The sequence below is a fragment of the Nocardia sp. NPDC052112 genome (assembly GCF_040680135.1).
In the GTDB taxonomy this organism is placed as follows: Bacteria; Actinomycetota; Actinomycetes; order Mycobacteriales; family Mycobacteriaceae; genus Nocardia.
This window is the reverse complement of the sequence record NZ_JBFAWD010000003.1, coordinates 77,290-101,261: the sequence shown is the minus strand read 5'-3', so window position 1 is coordinate 101,261 and position 23,972 is coordinate 77,290. Positions and strand designations below refer to the sequence as shown.

Genomic DNA, 23,972 nt, shown 5'->3' with positions numbered 1-23,972 from the left:
CACCCGAACACCGGCGTTCCGTCGTATTTCGCCCCGCCGTAGCACCGATTTCCGGATGAGGCAGACTGGCGCGGTGAACGACGACCCGGACCGGCACGCCGACGTGTACGTCCGCACGGGCGACGGAACCACACTGCCCGCCCTGACGGATCCGCTGCTGGACGACCTGCTGCGCGAATCACCCGACTCGAAATATCCGGCCATCGTGGTGGAACGCGGCGACGCCTACATTCAGGCTCGCCTGCTCCCCGATGGCGTATACGAACTCGAGCACCGCGCCACCGGATCGGACGAGTGCTTCCAGATGTACACCCCCGATGCCAAGCTCGTGCGCGATGTCATGTGGGCGTGGATCGATGAAAATGTCTGGTGGCGTGACGGTGTCGGGTGGTATCGCGTCGACCCGGCTGTTGCGGAATTGGAAGCCACCCGACGCGAATTATCCGGCCTGCTGGATGGACTTTCGGTCATGGACGGCATCGAGTCGGCGATGGACGATGCGCTGAGCCGGGCGGACGAGCTGCTCGCCATGGAACTGCCGAATGACGACGAGTTAGACCGAGACTAGGTGGCTCTGGTACCACAGCGCCGTCGTCGCGATATCGGCGTCCGTCAGCGGCAGATAGGTGCCGTCGTCGTGCCAGCCGAGTGCCTGAATCGTCACGCGCAAGTCCTGCTGGAAGCAGATCGGATCGCGAATATGCCAGCGATACATCCCGAAGCGCTGATGCGGCTGGTAGATCTCATCGTGCGGCAGCACCTGGTGTAGGCCGAGATAGGCCGTCGAATACGTGCGATAGGTGCCGTCGAGGTCGAAATTCCATGCGCCACCGAAGTAATCCTCGGTACCGGTGCCGCACAGGGTGGGATGGGTGGTGTCGCCGTCGAGGTAGAACTTCAGCTCGCCCTCGCCCCACCAGCCCGGTGCGCCGGGCCGAATCGCGAGGTAGGTGCCGACATATCGGCCGGGACCCGGCACCGCGTCGAGAATTGTGTGCACGGCGGGTGTGCCGAGCGGTGTGCTGTGACGCCGTAGCGCGTGCAGATATCCGGCGGAGTCGGGGACTTCCTCCTCGGTATAGGTGAATTGGTAGTAGACCGGCACCGAACCGTCACTGCCGTTGTGCAGCGTGATCCTGGCTCGATCACGAAAAGGCATGGGCCAGAAGCCATTCAGACCACCGGCTGGAGCGACGACCACCATCTCGGACCGCACCAGCGCCAGTTCGTCCCAGCCGTTGCAGAAGAAATCACCGAGCGGCAGGTCGATCGATGGCTCCGGTTCGTCGTCCCAGTATATGCGCAGCGTGAGTAGCCGCAGCGCCCCGCGGTCGGTGGTGAGCCAGCAGTGCCGCAACACGCCGGAGCCGGAAATATCTGCGAGCGTTGCGGTTTCGCCCGCGTCCAGGTGAATGGACGGCGAGATTTTCCAGCCGGGACCGAGCCGCCGCGCGGCGTGTGCGCCGGTGCCCTCGATCGCGCGGGCCCCGGCACCGGGGGAGCCGGTCGGATTCTCCGCGCTGATGGAGCGGGTCCGTGCGGCGTCGAGCCGCCAGAGTTCCGATGCCGACCCTGGGACGGTCACAGCCCAGGCCAGCCGTATCGGTCGGTGACGGCGGCGTGGCCCGCGCGCTTCTGGTAGGAGAAGGTGGTCGGCGGCTGTTCGGGTTCGCCGACCGAGACGCTGGCCGAGAGCTGGGCGAGCTCGCGCCGGAATTGATCCATATCCAGCCAGCGGATCTGCTGTACCAATTCCTCCATGGTTTCGGCGGACATGGCACCGGCCTCGGAATAGACCAGTAGGCCCTCGCGGAAGGCCATGAGCGTCGGGTAGGCGCAGACCCCGGCCATTTCGGTCAGCTGCTGCTCGACATCGATATCCACTGTGCCGTAGACGATTTCGGGGTGCAGATCCGCGGACGCCGCGAAGACTTCGGCGAATCGCCGCGACGGCTCACACCACGGCGCACCCCAATCGATCAGCACCATATAGCTGTTCGCGACGGTCGCATCGAAATTGGTCCGGGTCACGGTCATTGTCGGCATCGAGGTCCTCGCAATAGCTGTGTTGTAGGCAACCCCGCATCCTCGCATAGGCAGCGGCTTTACGGGAGATGAGCGGAGCGGTGCTGCTGCGCCGCCAGTTGGCGGTCCCGACATCGACGCCGAGGAGTGCGCTCGTCATCGGGTGAACTCGTCGAGGGTGATATCGAGGAGGTCGCAGGCGGCCCGGATGGTGGCACGATGGTCGCCCGGGACGGCGTGAATATGGTTGGCACCGAAGCGGGACAGGAAGTCTTCGGCCGCTGCGTCCAACCGGGCGAACGCATGTGGCCATTCCCAGGTGGACTGTTTCATCAGTGATTCATTGGTCGCCTGGTCATAGGTTTCGAAGTCGCCAAGCATCAACTGCATTCGATAGTCGCCGTCCTTGCGGGTGAGGCGGGCCAGGGTCATCCGGCCAGGCGCGGCCAGATGGTGCACCGAGGCACCACCCGCCGGGAAGAAGAACACCTCCGGATACAGATGTACGTTGGCGAGATTCTCGGTCGGCTCGTCGCTGCGGGCGGCGAACCAGGTGGCGTGCTGGCCCGAATTGCACAGATCCCAGATATCGCGGTCCGCGTGATAATGCCGGACATCGGCGAAAAGCACCGGGGTGCCCGCGATCTGCTGTAGCAGCCGCATGGTGAGTGCGCCGTCCATATCAGCTTCGGTCGCGCACACATGGGGCTGTTTGGCGCCGTTCCAATCGTAGGGGTCATTCAGAAACGCCTCGGTGATGTCCATCGTGGCGAAGTATTGGGTCAGCTCGGGCTGACCTTTGATACCCGAGAAGTCCAGCCGCCATTCGTCGATCAACTCGCGCACGGCAAGATACGAGCGAATCTGGCGTTCCAGCAATTCCGGAGTGAGTTTCACGCCGTCGTAGTGCACACCGGCGGTATTGCGCTCCAACCACTCTCGCGCACCTTTGGCCTCACCGGCGTCGGCCTGCTCGGCGCGGCGGACTATCTCCCACTGGTCGATCTCCTCGACATCGATGCCGAACTGGCGCTGCCACTGATCGGTATTGGCCACGGCGGTATTCATCCCCATGGGTCGGCCGCCGAAGCGTCCGAAAGTGCTACCGCGCAAGCTCGATACGGCGGCGGCCGCGGTCGCCCGATAACCGATGGCCTCGACCAGCTCGGTATCGGCCGGGTCGCCCCACAGCCGGGTGTGTGCGCGGCCGATCTGATCCAGCGCACCGCCCGCCGCCAGCATGCCGACCATGCCCGGTTGCACCGGATCGATATTGGACAGCAGCAGCAGCGGACCCGGTGTCGCACCCGCGGCCAACATGGTGAAGTGCGGGAACGCCCAGACCGCGTAGTGCAGCACGGTGAGATCCACACCGGCGGCGGCCACTTCACGGGCCACCGAGCCGGCCAGTGCGTTCGTACTGATCGGCGCCGCGCCGCGGATCACCTCATGCCCGGCCCCCCGCAATGCGGTGACCAGCCGATCCTCGGTCGACTCGATGAACTCCGCGATCCCGGCATGCACATAATCACGCCCGTCGGACACGCTCATGACCCCGATCCGCGCCATTCCGACCGCCTCCCAACGCGCAGGCCCCCTCCAGGATTATGTGCCGAAGGGGGTCGCCCGTGGTCGGCTTCGGATGAGCGGGTGCTGGGTCGTTATCCGCCGGTGACCCGTTGGTCGACCAACTCGGCGGTGATCGCATCGAGTCGCCGGGCGCGGTCCGGATCGAAGTCCGTGCCCGCCAGGGCTAGTCGGGTGCGGCGTCGGAACGCGGCGACGGGTTCGGTCGGCGGATGGTCGATCAGTTCGGCGATGGGAACGATGGCCTTGCGCACTGGTTGACCGGCGACCAGCAGCCACGCCTTGGTGAGGATGCGGTGCGCCGTCGGCAGCGGGTCGGCCATGGCGGTGCGCACCATCAGCGGGTTGTAGAGCACATATCGCGTGCGGGCCCTCGGATGGCGTTGCGGAAATGCCACGCCGAGCAGGTCGATGCAGCGCGAGGACTGCATGGCCGCGCGCATGCCGCGAAAGCCGGTACGCAGCTGCAGGTCGTCCCATTCGATGGTGCCGGGCAGTCCGCCTGGACCCGCGATATTCATGATGACGGGGGCGTCGGCGCGTTCCAGTGCATCGAAGAGTCCGTGTCCGATGACATAGCGGCTCAAGTAGGCCAGGGCGAAGGTGTATTCGAAGCCGTCGGCGGTCTCCTGACGTTCGGACCGGAAGTTCTGCGCGCCGAAGACGACGCCGTCGACGGTATCGGTGACCGCCGCGACTTCCGCGATGACCTTGTGCATTCCGGTGAGCGTGCTGAGGTCGGCCTGGATGAAGCTCGCCCGGTCGGCGGCGCCGAGTTCGGCGGCGTCACGCAGGAATCGGGCGCCTTTGACCGCGCCGCTGGCCACCGCGAGCACCTGGTCGCCACGGCCGAGGAAGTGCAGGCCCAGACCCTTGCCCATGCCGTCGGTACCGCCGGTTATTACGTAGGTGCGCATCGAATCGCGTCTCCTCGAATCGTTTTCGGATGAGTCATCGGCCGATGACATCGAGGCTAGGAAGGCTTCGCTACACAAGTCAACAATTGGTGACTTATGGTGACTAGATGACCGAAACCGCAGCGCCGCGCCGTCGGCGCGACCGTGCCGCCACCCGATCCGCACTCCTGGACGCGGCCCGGATCCGATTCGCCACGACCGGATTCGACCGCACCGGAGTCCGCGATATCGCCGGTGATGTGGGCGTCGATCCGGCGCTGGTATTCCGGTACTTCGGCTCCAAGGAGCAGCTGTATGCCGAGGCGATGTATATCGAGATCCCGAAAGGCGTTGCGGGCGAGCGACATCGACCCGTCGTATCGATCGCGGATGCCCTGCTGCGCGATGTCGTCTTCGAGGACTGGCCCGAATTCGGCGGTGAGCATCCATTGGTGGCCGGTCTGCGATCGGCCGGTCATGAAGTCGTGCGCGACCAGTTGCGCGCCCAACTCTGCGATGGCTACCTGCGCGAGATGGCCGCCCGTCTGGGTGGTGCGGACGGTGCCCTGCGTGCGGAGTTGATCGGTGCGCTGCTGCTCGGTCTGGGGGTGATGCGCACGGTGGTCGGCGCGCCCGCGGTTTCGGAAGGGTCATTCGAGCAGATCAGGGCACTGGTGGCCGGTATGGTGCGATCGCTCAGCGGGGAACGGCCGCGGTGACGGTGTGCGCGGTCGGGAAGGCGAGCGGCGCGAGGTGGACCCCGCCCTGGGCCCAGCCCGCGCTGGTGATCCACCAGCGGTCGTCGTCCCGGACGAGTTCGGCGGCGTGAGACGCGATATGGCCGACCTTGTCGCCGATGCGGAACCGGAACGGGGTGTCGCTGCGGAACACATCGGTGCCGACGTAATGCGGGCGCGGGCCGATGAACAGGTACCACCAGCCGCCGTGGTGCACCACGAACGGTGACTCGGTATTGCCCGCTTCGGTGCCGATGGTGGGATCGGTATATGCGATGTGGCGCTCGCCCCAGTGCACGAGATCGCCGCTGGTGCGATAGGCGACTACGTGGTGTCCGCCACTCGGTGTGCTGGTGGCGCAGTAGTACATGACCCATTTCTCGCCGACGCGTAAGACCATCGGATCCCTGGCGTCGTAGCCGTCGCGGAACAGCGGCCCGGCCCTGCTGCGGCTCCAGCGGAACAGGTCGGTCGAGGTGGCGAGGTTGATGGTGGTGGCGGCGCGGTCGGTGCCGCCGCCCGCGTAGAACATGTAGTAGCGGTTGTCGACGCCGATGACATGCGGTGCCCACAGATGTGTTTCGCCGTAGTCGGGATCGACGGTCAGGGCAGACCGTCGCTTGGTCCACGGTCCGTGGAGCTGGTGTGCGGTGGCGTGGGCGAATTCGGTTTCGTCGAACGGGTCGGCGGGTTCGGGGTGGGTGATGCCGAAGAGGTGCCAGCGGCCGGATTCGTCGCGAACGATGGTGTGGTCGTTGATGTACCAGGGGTGGAGTGCACCGTCGCTGGGGTTGTAGATCCGCGTGAACGCGCCTGCTCTCACTACTTCGCGCGTTGCCATACCGCTCATCATGACGTGTGCGGACCTCGCCGAGGTGAGGTCTGGGAACTGCCGTATGGATTTCCGTCCGGCGTTGTCGGTTCGCGAGCTGGGGCCGAGGTGTTGTCGGTTGGGAGTTGTGTCGTGGGCGCGCTCGGGTCTTGTGGTTTGGGTGCTGTGGGCTCGGGTTTGTCGGCTCGGATGCCGTGGAGTCGGGTGTTGTCGGTTCGGACGCTGCGGTCCCAGGCGTCGTCGGCTTGGGCGCTGGGACGGGTGTCGTCGGCGTTGGGTGCCACGGGCGCGAGTGCCGTCGGCGCTGGATGGCCGTCCACTCCGCGATCAGCGCAAAGGTCCAGACCTAAGCCCGCGCCCGCTGTACGCAGGCGCGCGGCATCGGCATCGGATTCGTTCTCGGCCGTCTAGGGCGTTGTCGGCTGCGCCGTGGCATCGGGTTTTTTCGCGTCCGGAGCTGCGGACTCGGGTGTCGTGGGCTCGGACTCGGGTGTTGTTGGCTCGGACGTTGTGGTCTCGGTGGTCTCAGGCTGGTCGGTTGTCGACTGGGACGCAGTGGACTGAGGAACTGGTGGTTCGGATGCGGCAGCCTCGGTCGTCGTGGGTTCGGATGCCGGGGGCTCGGGTGTTGTTGGCTCGGGCGTTGTGGTGTGGGTGTTTTCGGGCTGGTCTGTCGTTGGTTCGGATGCGGCAGCCTCGGTCGTCGTGGGTTCGGATGCCGGGGGCTCGGGCGTTGTGGTGTGGGTGTCTTCGGGCTGGTCCGTTGTTGGTTCGGATGCGGCAGCCTCGGTCGCCGTTGTCTCGGGCGTTGTGATCTGGGGCGTCTCGGGCTGGTCCGCTGTCGCTTGGGACGCAGTGGACTGAGGAACCGGTGGCTGGGGTGCTGTCGGTTGCGGCGTTGCCGTCGCAGATGCGGTCGACGGAGTCGCGGCGGCGCGCTGCTGGTTGCGCCGCAGTATCGCCTGACTGAAACTCGTACTGCTGAAATGGGTTCCGTAGACTCCGAGCGCGACCACTCCGGCCGCGATCACCGCGACGCCCGCGCTCCAGTCGATATGCCAGAACGCCGCGATGACACCGACGAGCGAGCTGAGCAGGGCAATGGCTTTGGCCGCGTCATCGGTCACGCTCGGGCTCGGCGCCTGTTCACCCGACTGCCATTCGTCGAGCATCAGCAGCACCGCGAGCAATGGCAGCGAGATCGCGAAGGCGATCAGAGAGATCCGGCCGGATACGCCTAGCGGTGAGGCAGTTAGGAAACCCTGTAGGATGACAACGCCGATGGCGATCAGCCCGCCATACATCAAGCTGTTCTGCTTGGCGAACTTCTTCTTTTCGGCGGGAGTGGCCAGCTTTGCGTAGTCGACATCGTCGTGCACGCTGGTGACCATACTGGACCTGCGCCGGTAATTCCGGGTGAACAGTTCTCCCCAATGGAGGCTAGGCGGCGGCTACGAGCACCGCGCGGAGTCGGACGAGCTCCGCGGCGGATAATCCGTTGGTGCGCAACCATTCGGCCGCGCCGCCGTGCGTGGTACGCAATTCGTCGAGGAATCCGATGATCACCTCCGGATCGACCCCGAGGATGCCGGTGCGGACCGGCGGCAGCCCGTGGTACGACGGCAGCGCGTCCAGGCGTTCGCGGATGCGTTCCAGGCGTTCGCCGGTGAGGGCGTAATCCGCGGCGATGGCCTCCGTTGGGACACCTACCGCATCGAGCACCACGGCCGCGAGGACGCCGGTGCGGTCTTTGCCTGCGGCGCAATGGAAGAAGACAGAGTGCCGCTCGGCATCGCCGAGCAAGCGGACCGCCGCGACAATGGATTCGCCACTGCCGGTAAGGAGTTCGCGGTAGAGGGCGACCAGGTCGTAGTGTCTGCCGTCGGGAACCAGATCGGCAGGGGTCGCGACGGCATCGGTCGCCTTGCGCACCGGCAGATTCACCATGCGCACCGCCGCGTTACCGGTCAGTCGTCCATAGCCCTCGCGGCGCACCTCGTCCGGGTTGCGTAGGTCGATCAGCGTGCGCAGGCCGATCGGGCCGGTCAGGAGGGCCATATCGGCCGCGGTGAGATGCTGCGGAGTGCTCGAGCGGTAGACGACGCCGAATCTGGTTGTGCCGCCGCCGATCACCGGGAGCCCGCCGAGGTCACGGACATTGTCGATCTGGGCGAACTCTACCCATCGCCGCTGGGCATTGTCGGTGAACATCGCGCTAGTGGGCTCGGCCCGCGGCGGCTTCGTCGGCACGGCTCAGACCGCACAGACCGATCAGGTCCTCGTGCAATTCGAACCACACCGTGTGATAGCTGTCCATGATCGGTCGAGCCACCCAGCTGTGGTCGCCGCCGTTCATCCGCTCGACGGCGCGGGCCAGGCGACCGGTGTAGGGCGCCAGGCGCGGCGCGATGGTGCCGATGCGTTCGACCATGGGACCGATGCCATGGTGTAGTGCGGTCAAGCGCGCGAGAACCGCCGCGTCATAGGTGTTGTCGGAGTGATCGTTCACCGTGCTCGCATCCTTCATCTGCCAGGCCGTGATCACCGCCTTCAGCTCGGTATTGAACTCGCAGAATTCAGCGTAGGCCGCGGCGAGGACGCTCCGGTCGAGATCGGCCCGCTCGTGTTCGAGGAGCCGGTCGAGTTGTTCGCGGCCCTGTGGGGTCAGGCGGATGCCGACGGGTGTGCTGGCGCATAGCCCGCGCGTCACGAAATCGGCAGTGCGCGATTCGGCTTCGGCTTCGGCGATCGTCAAGCTCGCGGCGATGGCGTCCGGTTTCACTCGACCCTTGATGCCGATCAGGCGAAGCACCGCGAGTTCGGAGACCTTGTTGCGGTTGGCTTCCTGAGACATCGGTAAGCACGCCGGATCGGAATCTGTTGCCGGTGCGCGGTCTTCGGTTCGTGTCGACAGGAATGCGGGCAGCGCGACCGAGTCGACTTGCGCCCATCCGGCGAGTCGCTCGATATCCTCGATCACCGAGGCGTCCACCGCCTTCCCGCTCACCTGTCCCGGCCAGACGGTGCCCGCCCCGCCGTCCACGGTGACGAGGCGACCGGTTAATGCCTCGACAACCCCTGCGCCGCAGCCGACTACGCACGGACGGCCCAGCTCCCGACTGACCAGTGCGGCATGCGAGGTGGCCCCGCCGAGCTCGGTGACGATGGCCTGTGCCGCGATCATCCCGTGCAGATCGTCCGGGCTGGTGGTCGGACGTGCCAAGATCACCTGCTCGCCTGCGGCCGAACGGGTTTCGGCTTCGTCGGGATCGGTGACCACGATGCCGGAAGCAAGTCCAGGACATGCCGATTCGCCCTGGGCCAGCGGGCGCAGCCCGGTGTCGTCACCCGATGCGGGCAGCAGGACGGTCCGCACCTGGTCGGCCGCGACCCGGCGCAATGCCTCGTCCGCATCGATGAGCCCCTCATCGACCATGGCGACGGCGGCGCGAACCGCAGCGCGCGCAGAGCGTTTCGCCGGTCGAGACTGCAACAGCCACAGGCGGCCGGATTCGACGGTGAATTCGATGTCCTGGATATCGCGGCCATCGCGCTCGAGCAGTTCGGCCGCGGCGAGCAGTTGGCGGTGCGCCTCGGGCAGTGTCACCGCGAGTTCGTCGAGCGGTCGCGGGGTGGTGCGTCCGGAGACGACATCTTCACCCTGGCCGCCGATCAACCATTCGCCGAAGACCGCACGCGCGCCGGTATTCGGATTCCGGCTGAACAGCACGCCGGTCCCCGAGAGCGCGTCGAGATTCCCGAACACCATGGCCTGCACCGTGACCGCCGTACCGAGCGCATCGGATACACCTCGGGTACGCCGATAGGTCTTGGCCCGAGCGGAATCCCACGAGCGGAATACCGCGGTGACCGCACCACGCAATTGCTCCCACGGATCCTCCGGCACGACGCCGTTCGGATCACCGAGCACGATCTCCCGATACTGGGTGACGAACCGCCGTCGAGTATCACCGGCGTATCCGGGATTTCGCGTCTCGGCGGTCAACGCTCGCTCGACCGAGTCGTTCATCCCCAGATTGAGTACGGTATCCATCATCCCCGGCATGCTCACCGCGGCACCGGACCGCACCGACACCAGCAATGGACGCTCCGCGTCCCCGAACCGCCGCCCCGTCCCGCGTTCCAGCGCGGCGATACCGTCGCGCACCCCCGCCCAGATCTGCGCGCCGAGCACTCCACCGTTGGCCCCGAATTCCGCCCAGGCCTCGGTCGTCAACACGAATGCGGGTGGCACCGGCAAGCCCAACCCGTGCATATGATCGACGCTCCACGCCTTACCTCCGATCCGCTCCCGCGAAAGTCCGCACGCTCCGTCGAGCTCCACAACGACCGAGCCATCGGCACCGGCCCTCCCGAAGGCGGCCTCCGGTCGCTGCACCGGCTCCACTCCGATCGTCATAACACTCCTTCGGTCATCGACAGCCACCGCGCACCCAGCGCATGACAAGGGCGGATCACTGCGCCGCTAGCACAGCCCTCCGAACGCCCCGGCAATTGGCGCAACCCGGCAGCGCACGCCGCGGGCAGCCCGATTTCAGCCTGCCGCCCGGCCCGGCCTAGGCATACCCGCCGTCTCGGTCAGCAGGATGCGCCCAACTCGACCCACACGGCGGCCATCGGCGCGCGTCCGGCGTAGGTGTCGGCGGTTTCACGGAGTCGCAATCAGTTGGAGACCCATCTTCTCCACATAGCCATGACATCATCGGCACGTCGATCGACGCGATTTGTCCGGATGTGGAAATGATGTCGAATGCAATCAGCGATATGGCTCTGGAAAGCCTTGCGCGGCTATGGAACCCGTCGCAGCAACCGTAACGGCGCGCGGCGTTTCGGGCCATCGGGCTCGGGGTGCCGTATGGCGCGGCGACGATGACCGCCAGGTCCTTAAAGTTGTTCGCGCGGAATCATATCCGTACGACGTCGGCGGCGGCGTCGGCGGAGTATCGGCTCGTTCGCCCAGCGGAATAGGTGAGCGATCACGGGTTCGATGATGGCGCTCGGGATTTCGGCGTCGAACCAGCGGTCGACATGGGTCCAGTGGTAGGGATGCAGCAGATATTCGCCGTTGCGGCCGTCAGGGTCGGTGAATTCCTGTTCCCACACATGCGTCCACGGCGTCGCGGGTTGCCGCGCGGTGTCGACGCGGCTGAGCGCCCAGGAGCGGATGGCGGTGACATGTGCGGGCACGGCGGTCGGATCCGCCTCGAATCGCGCGCGGATATCCTCGGACGTGTCGGGACGAACGCGCAGCAAGAGGGTTCGCTTGATTCATCTTCCTGCAAACGGAGCATGCTGTGCGGCAATCGGATTCAGCGGCGTGTTGGACGCTCCGGCTAGGAATGCGATCGTCTCCAGCGGATCGGTCATCGGGACGGCCGATTCCGGGCCCGGCATGTGACCGTCCTCGGAATACGGATACAGCGTCCTCTGCTACCACAATATGTTCGACGGTCCAGACCGATTCGGCGCCGCACTCCTCGAGTGCCGCGGCGAACTCGCACAGGAAGGTGCCGGAGGTGGCGAGTCCGTCGACGTAGGGCACCGGCATGCCGATTCGGGTCATGGCCTCATTCGACTTCCTTCTTCATCTGCGCGGTCAGGATGCGCTGATAGCCGGAGCCGAAAATCCGTGGCAGCAAATCGATTACGCGGGCATCGGCGCCGATGAGAATCTTGGCCTTGTCCTTTCGGATGCCGCGCACGATGGTTTTCGCGGCGGATTCGGGTGTCGTCTTGGCCAGTTTATCGAAGTTGGCGGCCAGGGCGTCGCGGTCGCGGTCGCCGCCCGCACGGGCCTTCCAGGCGATTTCGGTCTTGATCATGCCGGGATGGACGCTGCTCACGCCGACCGGGTGACCCGCGATCTTCATCTCTTGGCGCAGTGCGTCGGTGAAGCCTCGAATACCGAATTTGGTTGCGTTATAAGCGCCCTGGCTCGGGCAGGCAGCGAGTCCGAACATGCTGGACACGTTGGCGATATGGCCGTCGCCGGACGCGATGACCTGCGGCAGAAAGGCTTTCGTGCCGTACATGACGCCCCAGAAATTGATGCCGACGATCCATTCGAAGTCTTCCCAGCTCAACTCCTCGACATTGGCAGTCAGCGAGACGCCCGCATTGTTGACCACGAGATTGGCCGGTCCGAAATCGGATCGGACCTCGTCGGCGTGCGAGTAAACGGCGGCCCGGTCGGTGACGTCCAGTCGGTAGGCTCGGGCTTCGGCGCCCGCTTTCTCGCACAACACCGCGGTTTCGGTGACATTGGCCAGATTTCGCCCGGACAATGCCAGTTTCGCGCCGTGGCCCGCGAGCTCCAGCGCGAGCGCGCGGCCGATGCCCGCGCCCGCGCCGGTAATGACGACGACCTTGTCGGCAAAGTTCTTCACAGCAGCTGTCCTTGGCTATTTGGTGGTGTAGCCGCCATCGGCGACGAATTCGGAGCCCGTGCAGAAACCGGCCTCATCGGAGATGAGGAACAGCACGAGGTTGGCCAGCTCGCCCGGTGCCGCGGCGCGCGGGAGCGGCTGGTCGTGCACCATCGAGTTCGAGCGATCGGAGTCGGCGGTCATTTCGGTGGCGACGACGCCCGGATGTACCGAATTGACCCGGATGCCGTCGGCGCCGAATTCCTGGGCGGCGGCCTTGGTCATCCCACGCACCGCCCATTTGGAGGCGACGTAGCCGAGGATATTGCTGAATGCGATGATGCCGCCGATCGAGGAGATATTGACGATCGAGCCGCCGCCCGCGCGGCGCATCGATGGCACAACGGCTTTCATGCCGAGGAACACCCCGACCTGGTTCACATCGATCACCCGGCGGTAATCCGCCTCGGCGAGTCGCTCGATCGGATCGACGTGGACGATGCCCGCATTGTTGACCAGTCCGGAGACCGGGCCGAAGGTGTGCTCGGCTTCGGCGACGACCGCGGTCCAGGCAGCTTCGTCGGTGACGTCGAGGGGACAGAACATCGCACGGTCGCCGAGTTCGGCGGCCACCGCCTTGCCCTCGTCGGCGAGCACATCCGCCACGACCACCGAGGCGCCCTCGCCGACCAGCCGGCGGGCGAATGCCGCACCCATGCCACGCGCAGCGCCGGTCACGATGACCGTCTTGCCAGTCACTCTGTCCATGTCATTCTCCTGCTCGGATTTCGAGATCGGCGATGTGGTTGGCCGCGACAAAGCCGAACACCATGGCGGGCCCGATGGTCGCGCCCGCACCCGCGTAGCTATTGCCCATCACGGCGGCCGAATTATTGCCCGCCGCATACAGTCCGGCGATCGGCGCGCCGTCCGCGCGCAGCACCCGGGAGTGTTCGTCGGTGACCAGGCCGCCCTTGGTACCCAGATCGCCGGGTACCATCTCGACCGCGTAGAACGGTCCCTTATCGATAGGCGCCAGACAGGGATTCGGCTGCACTGTGGGATCACCGTAGTAGCGGTCGTAGGCGGATTCACCGCGATGGAAGTCCTCGTCGCGCCCGGCACGCGCGAAACCGTTGAACCGCTCTACCGTTGCGATCAAGGAGTCGGCGGGGACACCGATTTCGGTGGCGAGTTCGGCGAGGGTATCGGCCTTCTTGATGATTCCGGCATCGAAATACTTCTGCGGGATGGCCTGTTTCGGAAAGGTACCGAGGAACAGGTATCGATCGCGGAAGCGCTGATCCATGATGAAGTGCGCGGGCACGTGACCGACACCCGTCGCGTGCCGCTCGTACATGGTGTGCACCACATCGACATAGCTGGCGGACTCATTGGTGAACCGTTCGCCCGCGTCATTGACCATGATCGCGCCGGGCTGGGATCGTTCGGCCAGGCAGAAGAACGGCGGTCCGTCCGGATTGCGCACCGACGGACCCCACCAGGCGTCGTCCATGAGATCCAGTGCGGCGCCGAGCTTTTCGCCGGCCCGGATACCGTCGCCGACATTCTCGGTCGCGCCGACGGTCCAGTCGGTGCTGACCGGCCCGGTGAAGAACTGTTCACGCATCGCCAGGTTGTGCTCGAAACCGCCAGCGGCGAGCACAACGCCGCGCCGTGCCCGGATGACGATCGGTGCACCATCGCGCTCGGCGCGCACCCCGACCACCACATCGTCTGCGGTGATCAGTTCGATGAGTGGGGTATTCAGCCAGACCGGCACCCCCGCGTCGCGCAGCGCCAACCACAATCGGGCCACCAGGGCCTTGCCCAGACTCAGCGGCTGTCGTCCCCGGATCCGGTTCAGCACCGCCTTGGCAGCGACCTTCATCGCGGTGCGCTTGCCCTTCCAGGTCCGCGCGATCATATTCAGATCGTGGAAGTCGCTGACGGTGAACGCGATTCCCTTCGGTCCGGACATGGTCGGCCGATTGATCAGCTCCAGATCCGCGCCGAGCAGGCGTCCGTCGATGATCGCCGGTTCGATGCTGCGGCCCTGCGCCAACCCGCCGGGCAGTTCCGGATGGTAGTCGGAATAGCCACGGTCGTAGACGAATTGGAGGTGGTTGGTGCGCGCACCGAGATAGGTCATCATGCGCGGGCCGTCGTCCAGGAAAGCATCCTGTTTGGCTTGCGGAACACGCTCGCCGACAACGGATTTCAAATAGACTCGGGCCAGATCCGGGCTGTCCGGCACGCCCTCGCGCACCAGCACCGGATTGTTCGGAATCCATACCCCGCCGCCGGAACGCGCGGTGGAACCGCCGAAGTTGGCGCTCTTTTCGATCAGCACCACCGAAAGCCCGCGATAGGCGGCAGTGAGCGCGGCGGTCATACCCGCCGCACCCGAGCCGACGACCACGACGTCGTAGCTGTATTCCTCGGACATCTGGCTCTCTTTCCCTAGTAACCGGCGCCGGTGAGCATGCCGCCGTCGATGACGAGTTCGGTCCCGGTGCAGTAGCTCGCGGCATCCGAGGCCAGGAAGACCGCCGCCTCGGAGACCTCGCCGGGCTGCCCCCAGCGGGGAATCGGCAGTCCGGCGAAGAAGGCAGTGCCGTCGACGCCCGAGCCCGCCGCCGCGGTCATCGGCGTCGCGATGCCGCCGGGATGGATGGAGTTGACCCGGATTCCGTTGGCGCCGAGTTCGCGTGCGGCCGATTTGGTCAGTCCGCGAATGGCGAATTTGCTTGCGCTGTAAGCCGATAGACCCGCGGCGCCGACGAATCCCTCGATCGAGGAGATATTCACGATCGCGCCACCGGCGGTCATCGCGGGTGCGGCGGATTTGATGCCGAGCCAGGTACCGGTGACGTTCACGGTCATGATCGTGGTGAAGTCGGCCAGGCTCATCTCCGGGATGCGTTGGAACCGCAGCAGACCGGCATTGTTGACGAGCACATCGAGCCTGCCGAACTCGTCCACCGCGGTCCGCACCGCGGTCGCCCAGTCGGCCTCGCTGGTCACATCGTGGTGCAGATAGCGTGCGCCGGTTTCGGCGGCCAGCTGTTCGCCCAGTTCATCGCGGACATCGCCGAATACCACCCGCGCACCCTCGGCAATGAAGCGGCGGACGTGTTCGGCGCCCATTCCGCGCGCCGCGCCGGTGATCAGCGCGACCTTGTCATCGAGTCGACCCACTTCAGGTCCGTCCTTTCTCCGGCGTCGGTTCGAACGCCGCGTGCGATATCGACGCTATGGGCGCGCGGACGGCACGAACCGGAGTAGTCCCATCCACCGAGACATGCACCTGACCTCAACGAGAGCATCGGAAATATTTCTACTAGGCATATTGAGAAATGGAGGCAGTGCATGAAGTTCTCGATGATCTTCGAGGCGCAGATGACCAACCCGTCGGCCGATCACGAACGTCAGGTATTGCGCGACTGTGTCGAACAGGCCGTGCTGGCCGAGGAGATGGGGTTCGACACCGTCTGGGCGGTCGAACATCACGGCTTGAAGTGGTACGCGCATATGAGCGCCCCGGAGATCTTCCTGACCTGGGTCGCCGCACGCACCGAGCGGATCCGCATCGGCCACGGCGTGGTGTGCATGCCGTTCAACTTCAATCACCCGGTGCGCGCGGCCGAACGCGCGGCCATGCTCGATGTGCTCTCCAACGGGCGGGTGAACCTCGGCGCGGGCCGCGGCGCCACCCCGCAGGAGACCTCCATGTGCGGTGTCGACCCGGACCGCACCTATCAGGAGGTCGAGGAGTCACTGCGCATTATCGGCAAGGCCTGGCAGGATCCGGAGGGCGAATTCGAATGGCACGGTGAGCTGCTCGATATCGATCCGCATCCGATGCTGCCGCGTCCGGTGCAGTTGCCGCACCCGCCGCTGTTCATGGCGTGCACCAAGAAGGACACGCTGAAGCTGGCCGCCGACTACGGTATCGGCGCGCTGGTGCTCGGTTTCGCGGGCGTGGAAGAGATCGCCGAACTGCGCCGCACCTATGACGCCGCCATTGCTGAACGGACCGGGGAGAAGTTCGTCTCTACGGTGGTCAACGATCACTTCGCGGCGCTGTGCCCGACGATCGTGCTGGACGACCGGGAGAAGGCACAGCAGATCGGCGCGCGCGGGCAGCGGTTCTTCGCACAGTCCATCAAGCACTGGTACGGCGCGGGTCCGGTGCCGGACGAGGCCGTCGATCCGACGGTGGACGAGGTGGCCAGGATTCGCGAGGCCGCCGATGAACATGTGGCGTATCTGCACGAGGCGAAGATTCCGGTCAAGGCCGGGGCCACCTCGGTCTTCAATGCCGAGCACGCATACGGCAGCCCGGAGGACGCCATCGCCTATGTCGAGCGGCTGCAGGCGGCCGGTGCCGACGAGATTCTGTGCCTGATCCAGATGGGAACGGTGCCGCAGCAGGCGTGCCTGGAGACCATCCGGCACTGGGGCGAGAAGGTCATTCCGCACTTCAGGGGAGCGGAGCGAGCCGGAAGCATCGGGCAGGGCCAGGCGGCGGAGCGCGCCGGGACAACGGAATTCGCAGGAGCCTGAGATGATCGACCTCACCGGCAAAGTCGCCCTCATCACCGGTGCCGCGCGCGGCCAGGGCGAGCAGGAAGCGCGTCTGTTCGCCGCCGCGGGCGCACACGTCGTCCTCACCGATGTACTGGAATCCGAGGGCGAGGCGGTCGCCGAATCCATCGGTGCCAGTGCCCGTTTCGTTCGCCACGATGTCGCCAGCGCCACCGACTGGGCCGCGGCTGTCGAGACCGCGATCACCGAATTCGGCGGCGTCGATGTGTTGGTGAACAATGCGGCGATCTACACCGCCAAACCGCTCGTCGAAACCTCCGCCGCGGAACTCGAACGCATTCTGCGGATCAACCTGATCGGGTCGTTCCTCGGCATTCAGGCTGTGGTCGATCCGATGCGGGCGGCGGGTGGTTCGATCGTGAATATCTCGTCGCAGGCCGGATTGCAGGGCCTGATGGGACATTCCGCGTACGGTGCGTCCAAATGGGCGTTGCGCGGATTGACGAAGACGGCCGCGCTCGAGCTGGGCCCGCTCGGAATCCGGGTCAATTCAGTGCATCCGGGTCCGATCGCGACACCGATGATCGGACACCTCGGACTGAGTACCGGTCCGGGCAGCTTTCCTGCGCTACCGCTCGGTCGGGTCGGATTGCCCGTGGAGGTGGCGGATCTGGTGGCCTTCCTCGCCTCCGATGTGGCGACGTTCATCACCGGTGCGGAACTCGCCATCGACGGCGGATTGTCGGCGGGACAGTTCATTCCGCCGGATGCGCTGCCGCCGGTCGCAGCCGCGGGCGAGGCGTGAGAATGCCACTGAAGCTGGAAGCTCAGGTGATCGTCGACCTTGCCGCGGCGGCATTTCCCGCACTGGGCACCGCGGTGCTCGATGCCGCCGAGGCGCGTCGGATACTCGCCGCGCGTCCGGCGGTCCGAGTCGATCCGATTCCGGTCGGGCGGGTCGAGGAGCGGTTGGTGTCGGGACCCGATGGGGCGCAGCAGGTTCGGGTTCGCATGTACTGGCCCGCTCGGTCCGAAGTCGATCCGCCGGTCGTGCTGTTCTGCCACGGCGGCGGATTCGTGATCTGCGACCTCGACAGTCATGATCAACTGTGTCGTGCGATGAGCAATGCGGTCGGTGCGATCGTGGTTTCGGTCGACTACCGGCAGGCTCCCGAGCACAGGTTCCCGGCCGCCGCCGAGGATGCGTACGCGGTCGTGAAATGGATTGCGGCCCAGGCGGACTCCTTCGGTGGCGACCCGGCCCGCATCGCGCTGGCGGGTGACAGCGCCGGCGGCAACCTCGCCGCCGTCACGGCATTGATGGCCCGGGATCGCAACGGCCCGGCCATCGCCTACCAACTGCTGATCTACCCGATGCTGGATCCGGCTCGTGATACCGCTTCCTATCGGGAGAATGCCTACGGCTACTTCGTCACCGACGACCACTTGCGCTGGTATTGGGAGCAGTACCTCGCCACGGCCGCCGATGCCGACAACCCGTACGCCGCACCACCGCGCGCGACGGACCTGTCCGGCCTCCCACCCGCCTACATCATCACCGCCGAATTCGACCCACTCCGCGATGAGGGCGAGGCATACGGTCGGCGGCTGCGGGATGCCGGCGTCGAGACCGTGACGATCCGCTACGACGGCCAATTCCACGGCTTCTTCAGCATGTCCGACAACTTGTCTGATGCGAAAGATGCTGCGGATCAAGCCTTTTCGGCTATTCGCCGCGGGCTGGAGAAGTCATGACCGTCGAACGTCTCGGCACCATCTTTCCCGCCGACAACCTCGCCGCCGCCATAGATCTGCTCACCGCGGTACTCGGTACCACCGCGACATTCGTCGACGGCGATCGGTGGGCCCAATTCGATATCGGACCGACCCGGGTCGTGCTCGCCGGTGCCGAGGAACGCGACATTCCGTCCCTCGCCGTCAAAGTCGGTGACCTGGATGCGGTCCTCGCGCGCCTGCGTGCCGCCGGATTTCCGGCCGACGATCCGATGACCGGACCGCACGAACGACGTACCTCGATCCGCCCGTCCCGCGACTCCCCATGGGCGATCGTCCTGTACGAGCCCACCTGAGGGGTGTGTGGTTGGGATAACTTCGCGCCCCGCCTCCCGTACGGTACCGTATGGACATTGGTCCATACGGTACCGAATGGAGGTTGGGGCATGGTTCGAAATATCCACCAACGGGAGTATCCGGTGCCTGTCGAACAGGTCGGCGCTCTGCTCGCCAGGGCCGCGGAGGCGAACAGTCCGGTGTGGCCGCCCGGCTGGCCCGCGCTCGTGCTCGACCGACCGCTCGGTGTCGGGGCCGACGGCGGGCACGGTGTCATCCGTTATCGGTGTACCGAGTGGGTGCCGGGCCGCCGCGTGGAGTTCACCCTCGCGCCCGGATCCTTCCTGGTCGGCACGCACAGCCTCGATGTACTGGACGGTCCGTGGCCGGACAGCAGCATCCTGCGCCACGAGATCGACTGCCGACTGCGCGGTGTCGGCTACCTGCTGTGGCCCTTGGCCATCCGCTGGATCCACGACGCGATGATCGAGGCCCTGCTGGACCGGACCGCGGTCTCCCTCGGCCATCCACCCGTCACCGCGGCGCGTCCGTCGCCGTGGGTCGACTTCCTGCGCTGGCTCATGTCGCGCCGCCGCTCGGCGCGGGCCGCTGATTCGCCCGCGTAGTCGAGCGCAGCCCGCGCAGCAGCAGCGTAAGCAGTCGCTCGGCCTGGGCGGCCGGGTCGGGTGAGTCCTGGGCGGCCCAGGCGATGGCCCCGATCATGCGCAGCACATCGGCCGCCTCGGTCGTCGCCGTGACTGTCCCTGACTCCTGCGCGCGGTGCAGCAACGCGGTGCCGATCGCGAAAGTCTCGGCGTGCCAGGTGGATACCAAATCCGCGCCGCCGTCGATGGCGGAATTCAGGATCGCGGCGGAGAGTCCGCGGAAGGTGAGCGCGTGCGCGATCGCCGCGTGCAGCCAGGTGGTGAGCGCCTGATAGCTATCCGGCTCGGCCATCAGGTCGTTGCCCAGCCGGGCCAGTTCGGCGACACGTTCGCCGAGGACCGCCTCGATGAGGTCGAGGCGGGTCGGGAAATGTCGGTAGAGGGTGCCGCTGGCGACACCCGCGCGGCGGGCGATGTCGTCGAGGGAGGCGTCGGCACCGAATTCGGCGAAGGCGATGCGGGCCTGTTCGAGCAGCCGCTCGTAGTTGCGTCGGGCATCGGCACGCATCGGCCGCGTTGTGCCGGTGGATCTCTCGCGCGTCAACGGGCTCTCCTCTTGCTAACCGGGGACACAGTCCGTTACTGTCGGAGCTAACCGGACTATGCCTCATCTTATGACAGGAGTGGGGCGGCAGGAGGTCGTCATGGCATTGTCGGCGCAGGACCGGATCGAGATCGGTGACCTGATCGCACTGCACGGTCATCTGATGGACGCGGGCGAGCTCGACCGGATGGACGAGCTGTTCACCGCGGAAATCACCTACGACGTCAATGATTTCGGGCTCGGCGAACTGCACGGAATTCCGGCGCTGCGGGAGTCCGCGGTCGCGCTCGGCAATGGGAATCCGGTCGGGCATCACATTACGAATGTGGTCATCGCCGAGGTGGACGGTGCGGTGCGGGTGCGGTCGAAGGGGATCGGGATCTATGCCGATGGGACCAGTGGCAGCGTCGAATACGACGATACGGTCGTGCGTGCGGCAACCGGCTGGCGCATCTCCTATCGCCGGGTGATCGCGCACCGGGTACCGCTGGGTGGGCGAGCGACCAGGTCGGCGTAGGGCGACAAACCGACCGCGTCCCTATTTTTCCGACTACATATTTGTTAGCCGCATACGGACGGTCCTGCGTTGCTATCGTCGCGCCATGTCGGATACGCGGGACGCTCACCTCGAAGCCGAGCCTCCCACAGACCGCCGGGTGGGTTCGGTCGAGCGGCCCGGGATGGATCCGGAGCGGGCAGTGCCGGACAAGATCGAGGTCGACGACGAAGAGAAGCCCGCGCGGATATTGCGTGGATGGTCCGAGCGGGTGGTCGCGACGGCCGCGTTCGCGGTCGCGTTGCTGGTGCTGTGGCAGGTTTTTCGGCCGCTGGCACAGGGGAGTCAGTACTACCTGGTGATCTTCCTCGCCGGGACCTTGCCGGTGATATTCCTGGCCTATCGGTCCGAGTTGAGCTGGTTCGATCGATGGGGCGGTCCGGGGCCGCTCGATTGGCTGCTGGCAGTGGTCGCGCTGGCGGTGTGCCTGTATCCGATACTGCCGATGGCGATCGGGTCCGGCGGAGGCGGGTATAACGCATTCCTGGATCGGCAGGGGCTATTCGATCCGGTCGATATCGCCATGGGCGCGGTGCTGCTGGTCTTGGTGCTCGAGGCCTGTCGGCGCACCACGGGCTGGGTATTGCCCACGGTGTGCCTTGCGTTCATCGCCTACGGCTATTACGGCGGGTACCTGCCACAGCACTGGACCATCGCGCATGCCGGACTCGACTTCGGACAGATCGTCGATGCGCTCTACAACTCCGGCAGCGGGTTCTACGGCACGCCCTTGGATGTCGCGGCCAGCTACATCGTGCTGTTCACCCTCTACGGCGCCGTACTCGAATTCTCCGGTGCGGCACAGTTCTTCGTCGACCTGTCGGTCGCGGCCTTCCGGCGTTCCCGCGGCGCGGCCGGGCGCACCACCGTCGCATCGGGATTCCTGCTCGGCACCGTCTCCGGATCAGGCACCGCGACCGCGGTTACGGTCGGCGCGGTCACCTGGCCGATTCTGCGCCGGGCCGGATATCCGCCGGAACAGGCGGCGGGTGTGCTCGCGGCGGCGGGTGTCGGTGCGATCCTGTCACCGCCGACGCTGGGGGTCGCGGCCTTCATCGTCGCCGAATATCTCGACGTCTCCTACGTGACGGTGCTCGGGTGGGCGATGATCCCAACGCTGCTGTACTACCTGGGAATTCTGCTCGCGGTAGAGATCGACGCGCGTCGGCTCGGTGCCGCGTCGGTCGAGATCAGCACCACCTCGGTATGGCGGCTGCTGGCCCGATTCGGCTACCACTTCCTGTCTTTGCTCGCGATCGTGGTCCTGCTGCTGATCGGCGTGAGCGCCGCGCGCGCCGTGGTGTACGCCACCGCACTGGCTTTCGTGCTCGCCTTCCTCGATGCGCGCATCCGCGCCGAGGCCCGCTCACCGCGGCGGATTTTCCGGATGCTGGGCAGCGGGGTGCGCTCGGCGCTGCCGGTGGTCGCGGTGTGCACGTCGGCGGGGGCGATCACCGCGGTCGCCACCAAGACGGGACTCGGTGCGCAGCTGGCATCGCTGCTGGTGAGTGCGGGAAAGGCGTTGTCGGACAACGACACCGTGGTTTCGGCATGCACGGTGGTGCTCGCCGCGTTCGCACTCGCACTGCTCGGGCTCGCGGTTCCGGTGACCGCATCGTTCATCATCGGCTGGGCGATCATCGGTCCCGCCTTGCTCGCGCTCGACGTATCCCCGCCCGCCTCGGCGATGTTCGTCTTCTACTACTCGGTGCTGTCCGAGGTGACGCCACCGACCGCACTGGCCGCCGTGGGCGCGGCGGCCATTACCGGTGCGCGCGCGGTGCCGACGATGTGGCAGACATTGAAGTACGCGCTGCCCGCCTTCCTGGTGCCGATCGTGTTCGTGCTCAGCGGTCCCGGCGAATATCTGCTCGGACACGGGCCGGTGCTCGGTGTGCTGTGGACGACCGTCGTGGCCGGTATCGGCGTTGCGGCACTGGCCGCCGCGACCGGCGGCTGGATCCTCGGCATCGGCCCGGCCGGAATTCCGGCCCGGCTGCTCGCCGCGGTGGCCGGACTGGCGCTGCTGTACCTGGAACCCGGCGCGCTCGTCGTCGGTCTGGCCGCGCTGACCGCGGCCGTCGGGCTAACGCTGCTCTCACGAAGGAGGACGACTTGAGAAGAGCTGCCATAGGATTCGCCGTCGCCGTGCTATCGGCCGGACTACTGGCCGGATGTGGGGGCCGCCGTGACACACCGCAGTCCGACACCGGTGGCGAGGTCACCTGCGAGGTCAAGGACGAGACCCGCGTCGGCATCGCGACGGGCAATTCGACCGGCGTGTATTTCGCACTTGGCAATGCCTATGCCGACCAGATTTCGCAGGCCACCGGCGGCAAGGTGAAGGCGACCGCGGCCGAAACCGGTGCGTCGGTGCAGAATATCCAGCAGTTGGTGGCGGGTACCTATCAGGTCGCGTTCGCCCTCGCCGACACCGCCGCCGACGCGGTGCTCGGCAATGCCGGTTTCGATGGGAAAAAGCAACCGGTGCAGGCACTTTCGCGGCTCTACCCGAATTACACCCAGGTGATCGTGCGCACCGACGCCGGTATCGAGTCGGTCGCCGGTCTACGCGGCAAACGGGTCTCGACCGGCTCCCCGAAGTCCGGCACCGAGGTGATCGCCAACCGCGTGCTACAGGCGGCCGGATTGAATCCGGACAACGATATCGAGGCCCAGCGCCTGGATCTCACCAAAACGGTGGACGGTATGAAGGACGGCTCCATCGACGCCATGTTCTTCTCCGGCGGCCTGCCGACACCAGGTATCACCGATCTGTTGACCTCCGACAAAAGCAAGGTGCGGTTCCTCGATATCACCGAACTCACCGGCAGTATGCACGCGGTCAACTCGGTCTACGAGGAGGGCACGATCCCGGCCACCGTCTACGGACTGCCCGCCGATGTGAAGACCATTGTCGTACCGAATCTGTTGTTGGTGCGCGAGGACTTGGACGCGAATCTGGCGTGCATACTCACGAAGACGCTGTTCGATCGCAAACCCCAACTGGAACAGGCCAATTCGGCCGCGAAAGGGATCAACCGCGATTCCGCGACAATTACCGCGCCGGTGCCACTGCACCGCGGTGCGGCGTTCGCCTTGACGAAGTAGAGCTCGCGTGAC

24 protein-coding genes are annotated in these 23,972 nt (G+C 66.0%); 10 read left to right on the top strand and 14 right to left on the bottom strand.

Annotation, left to right across the window (positions count from 1 at the left end; all coding sequences use genetic code 11):
- Positions 1 to 73: 73 nt before the first annotated feature.
- Positions 74 to 568 (top strand): hypothetical protein, encoded by a 495-nt coding sequence (locus AB0L58_RS06445; protein WP_364382083.1) that lies wholly within the window; start codon positions 74 to 76, stop codon positions 566 to 568.
- On the opposite strand, the gene AB0L58_RS06440 is transcribed toward AB0L58_RS06445, so the two are convergent.
- The 4 genes from AB0L58_RS06440 to AB0L58_RS06425 form a co-directional block, all read right to left on the bottom strand.
- Positions 554 to 1,585 (bottom strand): glycoside hydrolase family 172 protein, encoded by a 1,032-nt coding sequence (locus tag AB0L58_RS06440; protein WP_364382080.1) that lies wholly within the window; start codon positions 1,583 to 1,585, stop codon positions 554 to 556. The genes AB0L58_RS06445 and AB0L58_RS06440 overlap by 15 nt on opposite strands.
- A complete protein-coding gene (locus tag AB0L58_RS06435; RefSeq protein WP_364382078.1) occupies positions 1,582 to 2,037 on the bottom strand; it encodes a thioredoxin domain-containing protein in 456 nt (151 codons plus the stop codon). The genes AB0L58_RS06440 and AB0L58_RS06435 overlap by 4 nt, the downstream gene beginning before the upstream one ends.
- A 144-nt stretch (positions 2,038 to 2,181) precedes the next feature.
- The gene (locus tag AB0L58_RS06430) at positions 2,182 to 3,594 is read right to left on the bottom strand and encodes an L-fucose/L-arabinose isomerase family protein (protein ID WP_364382075.1); all 1,413 of its coding nucleotides are present in this window, start codon (positions 3,592 to 3,594) and stop codon (positions 2,182 to 2,184) included.
- A 92-nt stretch (positions 3,595 to 3,686) separates the two neighbouring features.
- Positions 3,687 to 4,529, bottom strand: coding sequence for an SDR family NAD(P)-dependent oxidoreductase (locus AB0L58_RS06425; protein WP_364382072.1), 843 nt, complete (start codon positions 4,527 to 4,529; stop codon positions 3,687 to 3,689).
- 107 nt (positions 4,530 to 4,636) lie between these two features.
- Here AB0L58_RS06425 and AB0L58_RS06420 point away from each other — a divergent pair, with 107 nt between their 5' ends.
- The gene (locus tag AB0L58_RS06420) at positions 4,637 to 5,227 is read left to right on the top strand and encodes a TetR family transcriptional regulator (protein ID WP_364382069.1); all 591 of its coding nucleotides are present in this window, start codon (positions 4,637 to 4,639) and stop codon (positions 5,225 to 5,227) included.
- Here AB0L58_RS06420 and AB0L58_RS06415 read toward each other — a convergent pair.
- From AB0L58_RS06415 to AB0L58_RS06375, 9 genes are all read right to left on the bottom strand, one after another.
- Positions 5,205 to 6,086, bottom strand: a complete 882-nt coding sequence (locus AB0L58_RS06415; RefSeq protein WP_364382066.1) for a glycosyl hydrolase family 32 — start codon at positions 6,084 to 6,086, stop codon at positions 5,205 to 5,207. The two genes, AB0L58_RS06420 and AB0L58_RS06415, sit on opposite strands and share 23 nt — an antisense overlap.
- Before the next feature lie 398 nt (positions 6,087 to 6,484).
- On the bottom strand, positions 6,485 to 7,456 hold the full coding sequence (locus AB0L58_RS06410; RefSeq protein ID WP_364382063.1) for a hypothetical protein: 972 nt from the start codon (positions 7,454 to 7,456) through the stop codon (positions 6,485 to 6,487).
- 61 nt (positions 7,457 to 7,517) lie between these two features.
- Entirely contained in the window at positions 7,518 to 8,288 is a 771-nt protein-coding gene (locus AB0L58_RS06405) for a tyrosine-protein phosphatase (protein WP_364382060.1), read from the bottom strand.
- 4 nt (positions 8,289 to 8,292) lie between these two features.
- Positions 8,293 to 10,497 (bottom strand): pyruvate, phosphate dikinase, encoded by a 2,205-nt coding sequence (locus AB0L58_RS06400; RefSeq protein ID WP_364382057.1) that lies wholly within the window; start codon positions 10,495 to 10,497, stop codon positions 8,293 to 8,295.
- Positions 10,498 to 10,982: 485 nt separating this feature from the next.
- Entirely contained in the window at positions 10,983 to 11,366 is a 384-nt protein-coding gene (locus AB0L58_RS06395; RefSeq protein WP_364383185.1) for a Dabb family protein, read from the bottom strand.
- A 299-nt stretch (positions 11,367 to 11,665) separates the two neighbouring features.
- Positions 11,666 to 12,484 (bottom strand): SDR family NAD(P)-dependent oxidoreductase, encoded by an 819-nt coding sequence (locus AB0L58_RS06390; protein ID WP_364382054.1) that lies wholly within the window; start codon positions 12,482 to 12,484, stop codon positions 11,666 to 11,668.
- A 15-nt stretch (positions 12,485 to 12,499) separates the two neighbouring features.
- Positions 12,500 to 13,231 (bottom strand): glucose 1-dehydrogenase, encoded by a 732-nt coding sequence (locus tag AB0L58_RS06385; RefSeq protein WP_364382051.1) that lies wholly within the window; start codon positions 13,229 to 13,231, stop codon positions 12,500 to 12,502.
- A 1-nt stretch (position 13,232) separates the two neighbouring features.
- Entirely contained in the window at positions 13,233 to 14,912 is a 1,680-nt protein-coding gene (gene kstD / locus AB0L58_RS06380; protein ID WP_364382048.1) for a 3-oxosteroid 1-dehydrogenase, read from the bottom strand.
- A 14-nt stretch (positions 14,913 to 14,926) separates the two neighbouring features.
- Positions 14,927 to 15,664 (bottom strand): glucose 1-dehydrogenase, encoded by a 738-nt coding sequence (locus AB0L58_RS06375; protein ID WP_364382045.1) that lies wholly within the window; start codon positions 15,662 to 15,664, stop codon positions 14,927 to 14,929.
- A 171-nt stretch (positions 15,665 to 15,835) separates the two neighbouring features.
- On the opposite strand from AB0L58_RS06375, the gene AB0L58_RS06370 reads away from it, so the two are divergent.
- The 5 genes from AB0L58_RS06370 (at position 15,836) to AB0L58_RS06350 (ending at position 19,710) form a co-directional block, all read left to right on the top strand.
- Positions 15,836 to 17,032, top strand: coding sequence for an LLM class flavin-dependent oxidoreductase (locus AB0L58_RS06370; RefSeq protein WP_364382042.1), 1,197 nt, complete (start codon positions 15,836 to 15,838; stop codon positions 17,030 to 17,032).
- Between the two features lies 1 nt (position 17,033).
- Positions 17,034 to 17,819, top strand: a complete 786-nt coding sequence (locus AB0L58_RS06365; RefSeq protein ID WP_364382039.1) for a glucose 1-dehydrogenase — start codon at positions 17,034 to 17,036, stop codon at positions 17,817 to 17,819.
- A 2-nt stretch (positions 17,820 to 17,821) separates the two neighbouring features.
- Positions 17,822 to 18,769, top strand: a complete 948-nt coding sequence (locus AB0L58_RS06360) for an alpha/beta hydrolase (protein ID WP_364382036.1) — start codon at positions 17,822 to 17,824, stop codon at positions 18,767 to 18,769.
- Positions 18,766 to 19,104, top strand: coding sequence for a VOC family protein (locus tag AB0L58_RS06355; RefSeq protein WP_364382033.1), 339 nt, complete (start codon positions 18,766 to 18,768; stop codon positions 19,102 to 19,104). Before AB0L58_RS06360 ends, AB0L58_RS06355 begins: the two co-directional genes overlap by 4 nt.
- 90 nt (positions 19,105 to 19,194) lie before the next feature.
- Positions 19,195 to 19,710, top strand: a complete 516-nt coding sequence (locus AB0L58_RS06350; protein WP_364382030.1) for an SRPBCC family protein — start codon at positions 19,195 to 19,197, stop codon at positions 19,708 to 19,710.
- Here AB0L58_RS06350 and AB0L58_RS06345 read toward each other — a convergent pair.
- On the bottom strand, positions 19,664 to 20,293 hold the full coding sequence (locus tag AB0L58_RS06345) for a helix-turn-helix domain-containing protein (protein WP_364382027.1): 630 nt from the start codon (positions 20,291 to 20,293) through the stop codon (positions 19,664 to 19,666). The two genes, AB0L58_RS06350 and AB0L58_RS06345, sit on opposite strands and share 47 nt — an antisense overlap.
- 100 nt (positions 20,294 to 20,393) lie before the next feature.
- On the opposite strand from AB0L58_RS06345, the gene AB0L58_RS06340 reads away from it, so the two are divergent.
- The 3 genes from AB0L58_RS06340 (at position 20,394) to AB0L58_RS06330 (ending at position 23,960) form a co-directional block, all read left to right on the top strand.
- Positions 20,394 to 20,810: a nuclear transport factor 2 family protein gene (locus tag AB0L58_RS06340; protein ID WP_364382024.1), complete on the top strand. Its 417-nt coding sequence runs from the start codon at positions 20,394 to 20,396 to the stop codon at positions 20,808 to 20,810.
- Between the two features lie 163 nt (positions 20,811 to 20,973).
- Positions 20,974 to 22,968 carry a TRAP transporter fused permease subunit gene (locus AB0L58_RS06335; RefSeq protein WP_364383183.1) on the top strand — a complete coding sequence of 665 codons (1,995 nt, stop codon included), beginning with the start codon at positions 20,974 to 20,976 and terminating at the stop codon, positions 22,966 to 22,968.
- Positions 22,965 to 23,960: a TAXI family TRAP transporter solute-binding subunit gene (locus AB0L58_RS06330; RefSeq protein ID WP_364382021.1), complete on the top strand. Its 996-nt coding sequence runs from the start codon at positions 22,965 to 22,967 to the stop codon at positions 23,958 to 23,960. The genes AB0L58_RS06335 and AB0L58_RS06330 overlap by 4 nt, the downstream gene beginning before the upstream one ends.
- Positions 23,961 to 23,972: the final 12 nt, after the last annotated feature.